General features: G+C 75.0%; 10 protein-coding genes and 1 pseudogene. 6 read left to right on the top strand and 5 right to left on the bottom strand.

What is annotated here, in order from left to right; translation table 11 throughout:
* The first annotated feature begins 2 nt into the window (after nucleotides 1-2).
* Complete coding sequence (murC, locus tag ACIQGV_RS01190) at nucleotides 3-1,391, top strand: UDP-N-acetylmuramate--L-alanine ligase (protein ID WP_402488685.1); 1,389 nt, start codon at nucleotides 3-5, stop codon at nucleotides 1,389-1,391.
* A 13-nt stretch (nucleotides 1,392-1,404) separates the two neighbouring features.
* On the top strand, nucleotides 1,405-1,812 hold the full coding sequence (gene msrB, locus ACIQGV_RS01195; protein ID WP_402488687.1) for a peptide-methionine (R)-S-oxide reductase MsrB: 408 nt from the start codon (nucleotides 1,405-1,407) through the stop codon (nucleotides 1,810-1,812).
* 107 nt (nucleotides 1,813-1,919) lie between these two features.
* On the opposite strand, the gene ACIQGV_RS01200 is transcribed toward msrB, so the two are convergent.
* Nucleotides 1,920-2,915 (bottom strand): YbhN family protein, encoded by a 996-nt coding sequence (locus tag ACIQGV_RS01200; protein ID WP_402488690.1) that lies wholly within the window; start codon nucleotides 2,913-2,915, stop codon nucleotides 1,920-1,922.
* Nucleotides 2,916-3,519: 604 nt separating this feature from the next.
* Here ACIQGV_RS01200 and ACIQGV_RS01205 point away from each other — a divergent pair.
* From ACIQGV_RS01205 to ACIQGV_RS01220, 4 genes are all read left to right on the top strand, one after another.
* On the top strand, nucleotides 3,520-4,692 hold the full coding sequence (locus ACIQGV_RS01205) for a PP2C family protein-serine/threonine phosphatase (RefSeq protein ID WP_402489467.1): 1,173 nt from the start codon (nucleotides 3,520-3,522) through the stop codon (nucleotides 4,690-4,692).
* Between the two features lie 226 nt (nucleotides 4,693-4,918).
* Nucleotides 4,919-6,079, top strand: coding sequence for an ABC transporter ATP-binding protein (locus ACIQGV_RS01210; protein WP_402489470.1), 1,161 nt, complete (start codon nucleotides 4,919-4,921; stop codon nucleotides 6,077-6,079).
* On the top strand, nucleotides 6,076-6,756 hold the full coding sequence (locus ACIQGV_RS01215) for an ABC transporter permease (protein ID WP_402488693.1): 681 nt from the start codon (nucleotides 6,076-6,078) through the stop codon (nucleotides 6,754-6,756). The genes ACIQGV_RS01210 and ACIQGV_RS01215 overlap by 4 nt, the downstream gene beginning before the upstream one ends.
* A complete protein-coding gene (locus ACIQGV_RS01220) occupies nucleotides 6,753-7,421 on the top strand; it encodes an ABC transporter permease (protein WP_402488695.1) in 669 nt (222 codons plus the stop codon). The genes ACIQGV_RS01215 and ACIQGV_RS01220 overlap by 4 nt, the downstream gene beginning before the upstream one ends.
* 6 nt (nucleotides 7,422-7,427) lie before the next feature.
* Here ACIQGV_RS01220 and ACIQGV_RS01225 read toward each other — a convergent pair whose 3' ends face one another.
* From ACIQGV_RS01225 to ACIQGV_RS01240, 4 genes and pseudogenes are all read right to left on the bottom strand, one after another.
* The gene (locus ACIQGV_RS01225; protein WP_402488697.1) at nucleotides 7,428-8,036 is read right to left on the bottom strand and encodes a GTP-binding protein; all 609 of its coding nucleotides are present in this window, start codon (nucleotides 8,034-8,036) and stop codon (nucleotides 7,428-7,430) included.
* Nucleotides 8,023-8,451, bottom strand: a pseudogene (locus ACIQGV_RS01230) (DUF742 domain-containing protein); the annotation flags it as partial. The pseudogene ACIQGV_RS01230 and the gene ACIQGV_RS01225, both read right to left, overlap by 14 nt.
* A gap of 379 nt (nucleotides 8,452-8,830) precedes the next feature.
* Nucleotides 8,831-9,307, bottom strand: coding sequence for a roadblock/LC7 domain-containing protein (locus ACIQGV_RS01235; RefSeq protein ID WP_402488700.1), 477 nt, complete (start codon nucleotides 9,305-9,307; stop codon nucleotides 8,831-8,833).
* On the bottom strand, nucleotides 9,304-11,946 hold the full coding sequence (locus tag ACIQGV_RS01240; RefSeq protein WP_402488703.1) for an ATP-binding protein: 2,643 nt from the start codon (nucleotides 11,944-11,946) through the stop codon (nucleotides 9,304-9,306). Before ACIQGV_RS01240 ends, ACIQGV_RS01235 begins: the two co-directional genes overlap by 4 nt.
* Nucleotides 11,947-12,091: the final 145 nt, after the last annotated feature.

Below are 12,091 nucleotides of genomic sequence, written 5' to 3' on the forward strand. Positions count from 1 at the left end.
GCATGGCACCCGGCCTTCCCACCGCCATGGAGCGGCCGCACTTCATCGGTATCGGCGGGGCCGGGATGTCCGGGATCGCGAAGATCCTCGCGCAGCGCGGGGCCGTGGTGGCCGGCAGCGACGCCAAGGACTCCGCCACCGCCGAGGCGCTGCGCGCCCTCGGCGCCACGGTGCACATCGGGCACGCGGCGGAGCACCTCGCGGACGACGCCAGCTGTGTCGTGGTGTCCTCGGCGATCCGCGCGGACAACCCGGAGCTGGCCCGTGCGGCGGAGCTGGGGATTCCCGTGGTGCACCGCTCCGACGCCCTCGCGGCGCTGATGGAGGGTCTGCGGCCGATCGCGGTCGCGGGCACCCACGGCAAGACGACCACCACGTCGATGCTGGCGGTGTCGCTGGGCGAACTGGGCCGCGAGCCGTCGTACGCGATCGGCGGGGACCTGGACGCGCCCGGCTCCAACGCCCTGCACGGCGACGGCGAGATCTTCGTCGCCGAGGCGGACGAGAGCGACCGCAGCTTCCACAAGTACGCGCCCGAGGTCGCGATCGTCCTCAACGTCGAGCTCGACCACCACGCGAACTACGCGTCCATGGACGAGATCTACGAGTCGTTCCAGACCTTCGCTGGCCGGATCGTGCCCGGCGGCACGCTGGTGATCAACGCCGACCACGAGGGCGCGCGGGAGCTGACCCGGCGGATCGCCGGGACCGTGCGCACGGTGACGTACGGCGAGGCGCCGGACGCGGACGTACGGGTGCTGTCAGTCGTGCCGCAGGGCCTGAAGAGCGAGGTCACCGTCCTGCTGGAGGGCGAGGAACTCACCTTCGCCGTGTCCGTCCCGGGCCGCCACTACGCGCACAACGCGGTCGCCGCCCTCGCGGCGGGTGCGGCGCTCGGCGTCCCCGCGGCGGAGCTGGCCCCGGCGCTGGCGGCGTACACCGGGGTGAAGCGGCGCCTCCAGCTCAAGGGCGAGGCGGCCGGGGTGCAGGTGATCGACTCCTACGCCCACCACCCGACCGAGATGACCGCGGACCTGGAGGCGATGCGGTCCGCGGCCGGTGACGCGCGCATCCTGGTCGTCTTCCAGCCCCATCTGTTCTCGCGCACCCAGGAGCTGGGCAAGGAGATGGGCCAGGCGCTGGCCCTCGCCGACGCCTCCGTCGTCCTCGACATCTACCCGGCCCGTGAGGACCCGATCCCCGGTGTGACCAGCGAGCTGATCATCGAGGCCGCCCGCGCGGCCGGCGCGGACGTCACCGCCGTGTCGGACAAGGCCGCCGTCCCCGAGGTCGTCGCGGGAATGGCGAAGCCCGGCGATCTCGTTCTCACCATGGGCGCGGGCGACGTCACCGACCTCGGCCCGCGCATCCTGGACCGTCTGTCTGAGTGAGGAATGAGGGCTCATGTCGTACGACGTCGAGAAGCCGGACGAGCAGTGGCGGACGGAGCTGACCCCGGCGGAGTACGCCGTGCTGCGGCAGGCCGCCACCGAGCCCGCGTTCACCGGTGAGTACACCGACACCAAGACACAGGGCGTCTACTCCTGCCGGGCCTGCGGTGCGGAGCTGTTCACCTCGGACACGAAGTTCGAGTCGCACTGCGGCTGGCCGAGCTTCTACGACCCGCGTGACTCGGACGCGGTCGAACTCGTCGAGGACCGCACGCACGGCATGGTCCGCACGGAGGTGCGCTGCGCCCGCTGCGGATCGCACCTCGGGCACGTGTTCGAGGGTGAGGGCTATCCGACGCCGACGGACCAGCGGTACTGCATCAACAGCATCTCCCTGCGGCTGACGCCCGGCGAGAGCTGACGCCGGGCGTCGGTCGCCGTCGGCCGGCGTCGGCCGGGACGAGAAGCGGGAGCAGGACGAGAAGCGGGAGCAGAACGAGAAGCGGGAGCGGGACCGGGAGGGCCCGCTCACAGCACCTTGCGCTGCACCAGCAGCGACAGCACCAGGGCGCCCGGCAGCAGCGGCAGCCAGACCGTCAGGACGCGGTAGCCGAGGACGGTCGCCGTGGCCAGGCCCACGGGGGCGCCGAAGGCGGCCATCGTGACGACGAGGGCCGCGTCGACGGGCCCGATGCCGCCGGGGGCCGGTACGGCGCCCGCGACCGTGCTCGCCACCAGCAGGGCCAGCACCACCTGCGCCCAGCTCAGCGGCAGGCCGAGCGAGAGACCCACGCAGGCGACGACGCTGCCCTGGAGCAGCGGGGTCGCGGCGGCGCCGCCCCACAGGAGCAGGAACCGGCTCGGCATGGTGTGCAGCAGCCGCGCGTCGCCCAGGGCCGTGCCCAGGAAGCCCAGCAGAGGGCGGCGCAGCGGCCGGACCGCCGCGACGACGACGGCGGCCGCCGCGAGCGCGGCGAACGTGGCGGCCGCGGCCGCCGACAGACCCCGGCTGTCCGGGGCGAGGCCGCCGAGGCGCGGCAACCCGGGGACGGCCACCACGAAGACCAGCAGGACCAGCACCTTCGCCACCGGCCTGACCAGCGCGTACAGGGCCAGTGACGCCGTCGCCCGGGCCACCGGGACACCGCGGTTGCGTAGGAAGCGCAACGTCACCGCGTGGGCGCCGAGCGAGGCGGGGAGCACCTGGTTCGCGGCGCCCGCGGCGAACTGGGAGGCGAGCAGCAGGCCCGGTGGAAGCCGTTCCGGTACGGCGCCCTGGCGGGCGCAGGCCGCGGCGACCCAGCCCAGGCAGGTGAACAGCCCCGCCGCCGGCAGCCAGCCGGGACGGGCCGCGGCGAGCCGTGCGGCGCCGTCGAGCGCGGACCGCCGGTCCAGCACCGCCCAGACGGCGATCAGCAGCAGCGGCAGCAGGCTCACCGCCAGGCGCAGGGCGCGGGCGGCGCCGGGTGAGCGGACGGCGGCGGGGAGCGGGCGGGGGAGGCCGGAGAGCGGCAGCAGCGTCACGGCGTACGTCGTCCTTCCGCGTCACGCCCGTGCGGTACGCCGGGCGGACGTAGGCAAACGGGGAGGGGGAGGGGCTCCGGGGAGGGGCGCGCGGGGGAGGGGGACGACGGAAGGGTCCCCGCCCGGCATGACGCCCCGGTGTCCGCCCGCGGAAGCGGCGCGGGCGGGAGGGCGACGCGGCATCCCGGGGCGGGAGAGGAGAGGAACGGCGGCGCGGCACCCCCGAGCGGACGCGGGGCGCGGGACACGGGGTGAGGGGTGAGGGACACGGGGCGCGGGGCGCGGGACGCGGGGCGCGGGGTGAGGGGTGCGGGACGCGGGGTGCGGGGTGAGGGGTGCGGGACACGGGGTGCGGGGTGAGGGGTGCGGGACACGGGGTGCGGGGTGAGGGGTGCGGGACACGGGGCGCGGGGTGAGGGGTGCGGGACACGGGGCGAGAGGCGCGGGGCGCGGGGTGAGGGGTGCGGGACACGGGGCGAGAGGCGCGGGGTGCGGGGCGAGAGGCGCGGGGTGCGGTGCCGGTGCGTTGTCCGTAGGGATTTGTGACCCTTTGAGGGTGGTGAGGGTGAGTCTGGCGCGATGGACACGGCCCGTCCGAAGGCCCGTGCGGGCGTTGCCCGATGCCGTGCGGGCGGCGGTCGCGGGTGTGGGGACCACGCTGGACGAGGACACCACCCGCGCCGAGCTGACCCGGGCCGCCGCCCTGGCCACCGGATGCGCGGCCGCGCTGCTGCGGGGTACCGGCGGGACCGGGCCGCGCTACGAGGCGGTCCAGGGGGACGCGGGCCTGCTGCCTGACCCGGGCCGGGCCGAGGCCGTGTCGGCCGGGGGCGCCGGACGCCGCCGCGGCGGGACCCGGGCCGCGCTGTGCGTGCCGCTGGTCACCGGCCCGGACCACTACGGCGTCCTGGTCTGCGGGCGGCCCGGCACGCCCTTCACCCGCTCCGAGAAGGAACTCCTCGCGCTGCTGGCCGAGCGGGCGGCCTCCCACATCCGGCAGGCCCGTGAGCACGACCGGGTCAGCCGGATCGTCGGCGACCTCCAGCGTGCCCTGCTCGCCGAGCCGGGCCGCCCGCACCCCAACCTGGACGTGGCCATCCGCTACCGGCCCGTCGGGCAGCGCACCCTCGTCGGAGGCGACTGGTGCGAGACCGTCCGGCTGCACTTCGGGCGCACCCTGCTGGTCGTCGGCGACGTCATGGGGCACGGTGTGGAGGCCGCGGTGGACATGACTGCCTACCGGCAGTCCCTGCGCTACATCTCCTCCGCCGACCTGCCCCCGCACCGGGTGCTGCGCCAGCTGGACGACATCGTCTCGGGGGAACCCGACCGCCGGCCCGCCACCTGTCTGATCGCCCGCGTCGACGCCGTGCGCGGGCAGATCACCCTCGCCAGTGCCGGGCATCTGCCGCCCGCCGTGATCGACGCGAACGGGGAGACGTCCGTGCTGCCCGTCCCGGTCGGCCCGCCGCTGGGCACCGGCCTCGGCGGCTACGAACCCGCCACCTGCCGGCTGGGGCCGGGCGAGACGCTGCTGCTGTTCACCGACGGACTCGTCGAGCGCCGCGGCGAGGACATCGACCTCTCCCTCGACCGTCTGGCCCGGCTCCGCTTCACGGGCGCACCGGGTGTGGAGGCGGTCCTGGAGACCGTCCTCGCCGAGCTGGACGCGGCACACGCCGAGGACGACGTGGCCGTCCTCGCGGCCCGGCTGCGGCCCCGCCCGGGCACGGCGGAGACGGCCGAAGGGCACGGGCCCGAACCGGCCGGCCCATGACGTCCGACGCCACACGGACCCACGGCCCCGTCCACCGGCGGGAGTTCACCGCGGGCCGGCCGCCGCGCGCGTGCCGCGCACCCGCGCGCGCGACCGGTCACCACGCGCCCGCGGCCCGGACGCGGCGGCACCCGGCGGCCTCACGCGCGCTCCACACCGCCGCAACGCCCGCCCTCTAGACTCGACCGTCAACAGCCCCCTGCCCAACCCCCGGAGGGTGTCCGTCTTGATACGGATGGATTCAGTCACCAAGCGGTACCCGGACGGCACGGTGGCGGTCGACCGGCTCTCCCTCGACATACCCGACCGGTCGATCACGGTCCTCGTCGGCCCCTCCGGCTGCGGCAAGACCACCACCCTGCGCATGATCAACCGGATGATCGAACCGACCGAGGGCGCGATCCTCCTCGACGGCGACGACATCCGGCGGCAGCCGGTCAACACCCTGCGCCGGTCCATGGGTTACGTCATCCAGAACGCCGGCCTCTTCCAGCACCGCACCATCCTCGACAACATCGCCACCGTGCCCCGGCTGCTCGGCTGGGGCCGGGCGCGGTCCCGTGAACGCGCCCGTGAGCTCATGGAACGCGTCGGCCTGGACGTCTCGCTCGCCCGGCGCTACCCCTACCAGCTCTCCGGTGGCCAGCAGCAACGCGTGGGTGTGGCAAGGGCGTTGGCCGCCGACCCGCCGGTGCTGCTGATGGACGAGCCGTTCTCCGCCGTCGACCCCGTGGTGCGCAAGGGACTCCAGGACGAACTCCTGCGGCTCCAGGGGGAGCTGGGCAAGACGATCGTCTTCGTCACCCACGACATCGACGAGGCCGTCAAGCTCGGCACCATGGTCGCCGTGCTGCGCACCGGCGGCCGGCTCGCCCAGTTCGCCCCGCCCGCCGAACTGCTCTCGCACCCCGCCGACGCCTTCGTCGAGGACTTCCTCGGCGCCGACCGGGGCATCCGCCGGCTGTCCTTCTTCGGCTCCTCCGGCCTCGACCTGCTCACCGCCCCGGTCGTGGCCGTCGACTCCACCGCCGAACAGCTCGCCGCCCGCGGCGCCGGCGGATCCCCCTATCTGCTCGTCACCGACCTGGAGGGCCGCCCGCTCGGCTGGAGCGCGCCCGAGGACCTCGTCGCGGGCGCGATCGACCCCGGCCGGCTGCTGTCGCACGGCAGGCCGTTCGTGCACGGCAGGGACTCGCTGCGGGCCGCGCTCGACTGCGCCGTGCTGTCGCCGACCGGCTGGGCCGTCGCCGTGGACGCCGAGGGGCGGGCCGCCGGTGTGGTGTCCCAGCAGACCATCGGCGAGGCCATCCGGGGCGCCCACGCCGCCGGGCGTCCCGAGGCAGGGCGTCCCGAGGCAGGGGTCGCCGAGGCCGGGGTCGCCGGATGAACCGCTTCTTCGACATCCCCAGCGACCTCCAGCACAGCTGGCTCGGTCTGATCGCCCTGCATCTGCGCGAGGCCCTGCTGCCCGTCCTCGCCGGACTGCTGCTCGCACTGCCGCTGGCCCAGCTGTGCGTGCGGCTGCGCTGGCTGTACCCGCCCGTGCTGGCGGTGACGACCGTGCTCTACGCCGTCCCCTCGCTGGCCTTCTTCGTCGTCCTCATCGACTACACCGGGCAGACCGAGCTGACGGTGATGATCCCGCTCACCGTCTACACCCTCGTCGTCCTCGTCCCGGCCATCGTGGACGGCGTGCGCTCGGTGCCGCCGGAGACCCTCGCCGCCGCCCGGGCCATGGGCCTCGGTCCCCTGCGCCGTTACGCGCAGGTGCAGCTGCCGATCGCGGTGCCCGCGATCATCGCGGGGCTGCGGGTGGCGACCGTCTCCAGCATCTCCCTGGTGAGCGTCGGCACGCTGATCGGCAACCAGGGCGCCCTCGGCAATCTGCTGCACGACGCGAGCATCTACAACCGGCCCGAACTCGCCTGGAACGCCGTGCTCACCATGGCCGTCCTCGCGGTCCTCGCCGACGCGCTGCTGGTCGGCGTACGCGCCCTGCTCACCCCCTGGATGCCGCGCGGCGGCCGGCGCCCCAGGTCTGCCGCGAAGGACACCGCCCGGTGAACGTAATCGACTTCGCCCACGCCTTCTTCGCCGACGGCGCCCACTGGCACGGCTACGACGGCATCCCCGTACGGGTCACCGAGCACGTCCGGTACACGCTGGAGGCGCTCGCCCTCGCCGCCGTCATCGGACTGCCCGTCGGCCTGGTCACCGGACACTACGGGCGCGGCGGCAACGTCCTCGCGCTGATCGCCACCGCCGGCCGGGCCCTGCCCACCTTCGGTCTGCTGGTGCTGATGACCATGCTGCTCGGCTTCGGCATGCTGCCGGTGATGATCCCGCTCGTCGTGCTCGCCGTGCCGCCGATCCTCGTGACCACGTACGAGGCCGTACGCTCCGTCGATCCCTCGCCGGTGGACGCCGCCCGCGGCATGGGCATGCGGGAGCAGGACATCATGCTGCGCGTCGAACTGCCGCACGCCCTCCCGCTGGTCCTCGGCGGGCTGCGCACGGCGGCCGTCCAGATCGTCTCCACCGCCACCATCGCCGCGTACGTCGGCTTCGGCGGCCTCGGCCGCTACATCGTCGACGGGCTCTACCAGCGCGACTACGAGAAGGTCGTCGGCGGCGCCGGCCTGGTGGCCGGACTGGCCCTCGTGACCCTCGCGCTGTTCTGGGCCGCGGGCCGCGTCGCGGTGTCGCCGGGCGTGCGCAGAACCGCGTAGGCACGGTCAGGGCCCGGTCTCCTGCCGGGCCAGGGCCAGTTCCAGCACGGCGAGCAGGGCGTCGCGCACGGAGCCGCGCTCACGGGCGTCGAAGACCAGCACCGGGACACCGTCGGAGACGTCCAGCGCCCAGCGGACCTCCTCCAGGGTGTGCTCGACCCGCCCGTCGAAGGCGTTGACGGCGACCGCGAACGGGATGCCGCGGTGCTCGAACCAGTCGACGGCGGCGTAGCAGTCGTCGAGGCGGCGGGTGTCGACGACGACCAGCGCGCCGACCGCGCCCTCGACGATGTCGTCCCACATGAAGTCGAACCGTTCCTGCCCGGGGGTGCCGAACAGATACAGCTTCAGCGTGGGGTCGATGGTGATGCAGCCGAAGTCCATCGCCACGGTGGTCGTGGTCTTGCGCGGGGTGTGGGTGAGGTCGTCCACGCCCGCCGCGACCTCGGTGATCGGGGCCTCGGTGGTCAGCGGCTCGATCTCGGAGATCGAGCCGACGGCGGTGGTCTTGCCCACGCCGAAACCGCCCGCGACCACCACCTTCACCGGCAGCGGCGGCCGCACACCGGCGGGCCCGGCCGTGGCGGGGGCGGCGAACTGCTCAGTCGGAGTCACGCGGTACCCCTCGGGAGTCGGGGATGGCGCGCAGGCCCTCGATGACCCTGCGCAGGACGGACGCGTCGTGGGTGGCCGCCGTGTCGGGCACGTGCACCGTCAGCTGCCCGGCCGCACGCAGGTCCTCGGCCAGCACCCGGACGACGTTCAGATGCAGCCGCAGCCGGGCGGCGATCTCCGCGATCGACTGCGGCCGACGGCAGACGGCGACGATGTCGTGCCGTTCGAAGGAGAGCCGGCCGAGCGCGGCGAGTCCCTCGGCGGTGGCCACCACCTGGGTCTCGACGGGCATCGGCCGCCCGGACGCGGTGGGCGCCACCCGGCCGGCGGTGACCAGGAACGGCCGTACGGCGGGAACCGGACCGGGTGCCGGGCTCTCGTGTTCCGGCTCGACGGGTTCCGGACCGGGTGCGGGAGCGGGGGCCGGGTCTGCGGGTTCCTGGCCGGTGGTGGCGGGGCCGGACGCCGGGCTCCCGGGTTGCGGGCCGACGGGTTCCGGACCGGGTGCCGGCTCTGCGGGTTCCTGGCCGGTGGTGGCGGGACCGGGTGCCGGGCTCTCGTGTTCCGGCTCGACGGGTTCCGGACCGGGTGCGGGAGCGGGGGCCGGGTCTGCGGGTTCCTGGCCGGTGGTGGCGGGGCCGGACGCCGGGCTCCCGGGTGCCGGGCCCGTCGGATCCGGGCCGGGCACGGGAGCCGCGACAACCGGACCGGCGGGTTCCGACGGTGGGCCGTCCCCGCCCGGCCCGCTCGCGGTGCGGCCGTCCGTCATGGGCGCGCGCGTCCTCTTCCGCCGGTCAGCCGGACTGCGCCACGCCGACGCTGTTCTTCAGCTCCAGCACGAGCTGAGGGCTGAGCGCGGTGCCGGCGCGATTGGCGAACAGGGTCATCTCATAGGCGATGTTGCCCAGTTTGGCCGCCTTGTCGGCGACCACGCCGAGCACCGCGCCCGAGCCGATCGCGGAGACCAGGACATGGCCGCCCTCCAGATCGATGATGACCTTGTTCAGCGCGCCGAGGCCGTAGTTGCCGGACGCTCCCGCGGCGAGACTGGTCAGGCCCGAGACGATCGCGGCGAGCCGCTCGGAGTGGGCGCGTTCACGCAGCTGCGCCACCGCGATGAGCAGCCCGTCCGAGGACACCGCGATCGCGTCGACCACGCCTGCCGTCTCCGTCGCGAAACGGTTGAGCAGCCAGGTGAAGTCCGCCGCGGCAGCCCGCAGTTCCTCCGCCGAGCCGCCTCCCGCCGCACTGCCCTCTGTCGACGTGCTCACTGCTCCGCTCCTTCCGGGGGGTTGTGGTCCGGGTCCGCGTCACCGGGACGCGTCGTGCCGGGGCCGGCGCCGTGGGGACGGCCGCCGGTGGGGTGGGTGTCCGCCGGGGCGGTGCCGGGCCGCCGGGCGCTGTCCCGGCGGGCGCGTTCCACGGCCGCCTCGAACTCCTCCAGCTCGCTGCGCACCGCGTCCGCGTCGGCGGGGGCCGTGCTGTCGCGGTCCGTGGACCGCCGGCCGGCGGACCCGGTGGCCGACGCGGGCAGGGTCGCCCCCCGGACCCTCCGGCGCAGGGGACGCGAGGCGGCCCGGCCGGCCTCGTCGCGGGGCCGCGCCGGGTCCGGGTCCTCGGGTGCGGGGCCGGGGTCCGTGCGTTCGGCCGCCGGGGCGGGCTCGGTGCGGGCCTTGGGGATGAGCGGGGTGCCGCCCGTGCCCGTGCCCGGGGCCTGCGGACGCCGGACCCGGCGGGGGAGCGCGCTGCCGTCCTGGGGGTCGCGCGGCTCGTCCGCACGGGTGCCGTCCCCGCCGTCGGGCGGCCCGTGCGCCTCGACGGCGGCGTTCACCGCCTTCCCGGGGACGTCCTCGGGCCCGGCCGCCGGGCCGGTGTCCTCGCCGGAGCCGGTCGCGTCCGTGGAGGCGCCGGGTCCGGCGGGTACAGCGGGCTCGGCGGGTACGGAGGCAGGTGCGGCGGGCCCGGTCGAGGGCAGCAGGGCCGCGGGGAGCGTCACCTCGGCCGTCACCCCGCCGCCGCGGGTGCGGGAGAGGCGGACGCCGATGCCCCAGCGGCGTGCCAGCGTGCCCACCACGAACAGACCGAGCACCTTCGTCGGCACGAGGTCCAGCCGCTCACGCCGTACGAGGCGGGCGTTCTCCTCGGCCAGCCGCTCGCCGCTCAGCCCCAGGCCGTGGTCGACGACCGTCACCGTCGCTCCGGCGGCACCGGAGCCGGCGGCGACCGTCACCTCCACGGGGGTGCCCGCGGGCGAGAACCTGACCGCGTTGTCGAGGAGTTCGGCCACCATCAGCGTCAGGTCGCCCGTCACGTCGGGCGCCACCGTCGCCTCGGTGCCGGCGTGCAGCTCGACGCGCTGATAGCCCTCGATCTGGCCGAGCGCGGCCCGTACGGTGTCGGTGAGTCTCGCCGGCCCGGCGTCCAGGACCGTCTCGCGCAGCCCGGCCAGCAGCATCAGACTGTCGGCGTTGCGGCGCAGCCGGACCGCGATGTGGTCGATGCCGTAGAGCCGTTCGAGAAGCGCCGGATCGGTCTCGCCGCGCTCGACCGCGTCGATGAGGGCGAGCTGCCGGGTGGTGAGATTGCTGACCCGGCGGCCCACGTTGCCGAACATCTCGGCGACGTTGCGGCGGCTGAGCACCTGGCGTTCCAGCAGCGCGGCCGCGGTGGTCTGCACATGGTTGAACGCCTCGGCGAGGTCGCCGATCTCGTCGCGCGCGGTGACGGGCACCGCCCGCAGCCGCGGCGGCCCCTCGTCCGCGGTGTCGTCGGCGGCCACCCGCGCGAGTTCCCGCCCCGTCGCCTCGGCGACCTGCCGCGCCGCGCCGGTGAGCGCCTGCACCGGCCGTACGACCGACCGGCGCACGGCGACGGACAGGGTGAACCACACCAGGCAGCCCAGCAGCGCCAGACCCAGCAGCAGCCCCGCGCGCCACTGGGCGTCGTCGGCGGCGGTGTCCGCCCGGCCTGCGATCTGGCCGATCAGCGCGGTGGTGACGCCGAGCCGGATCCCGGCCTGTGTGCGGAAGTCGGGGTAGGCGGACAGCGCACGCCGGAACGCGGTCCGTATCTCGGGCAGGGAGCCGGCCTGGAGGCCGCTGGGGTCGATGAGCAGCTCGGCGTAGCTCAGGGCGATGGCGGCCTGGGCCGGGTTGTGCTCCATGCCGCGCAGCCGGTCGGCCTGCTGCTCGGTGGCCAGCCGGGTGAACCGGTCCGCGTGGTAGGTGTACAGCTCGTAGGAGCCGACGGCGCCCAGGAGCTGGGTCAGCGCGTTGGAGTCGCGGGTGCCCGCGGCGAAGACGCCGGTCTCGAAGGAGCCGTGCGCGGCACCGGCGCGCAGCAGCGACTCCAGCAGCGAGCCGGTGCGGGTGGCCGCGAGCACGGAGTCACGGCCGAGACCGAGCCCGTCGATGAGCCCCTGGGCGGCGCCCGCGTACGCGGGGTCGATGTTGTCGGCGGGCAGATAGCCCTGCTCGATCGTGGCGCGCAGCCCGTCCAGGCCCTCGACCTCGCGCAGCGCCCGTGCCTCGGTGGGCGGCAGCCGGTCCCCGAACGCCTCGCGCACCTCGGCGATCTGCCGGTCCACGACCTTCTGGGCGTCGCGGTAGGCCGTGACGGAGGGCGCGGCAACGCCCTCGGCGGCCTCGTGGCGCACGGACAGCAGGATCGCCTGCATGTGCTCCGCCTCCAGCCGGTCCACCAGCCGGGCCACCTGACCGCTGTCGCGCACCAGCCGGGCCGCCGACCGCGCCCGGTCGGACTCCTGGAGCAGGTCGGTGACGAGATAGGTGAGGAGCAGGGCGATGACGGCGAGCGGAACACCCAGCAGCACATTGAGCTTGCGGCGGAAGGGCCACCGGTCGGCGAGGCCGCGCAGTCCGCGCAGGCCGCTCCGTTCCTTCGGGGACACGGCGCCTCCTTCGGGCCTGCCGGGCTCGGGAAGATTTCATGTGACTGTCGCAGACCGGTTCCGACCGGTACGGGAAAGGGTGGACGCGGCGCCGCGGCACTGCCGTGGCGGACGCCAACTCCCGGGAGACTACCGCCTCTTGAGG

The sequence above is a fragment of the Streptomyces sp. NPDC093094 genome, from assembly GCF_044754345.1.
Classification (GTDB): domain Bacteria; phylum Actinomycetota; class Actinomycetes; order Streptomycetales; family Streptomycetaceae; genus Streptomyces.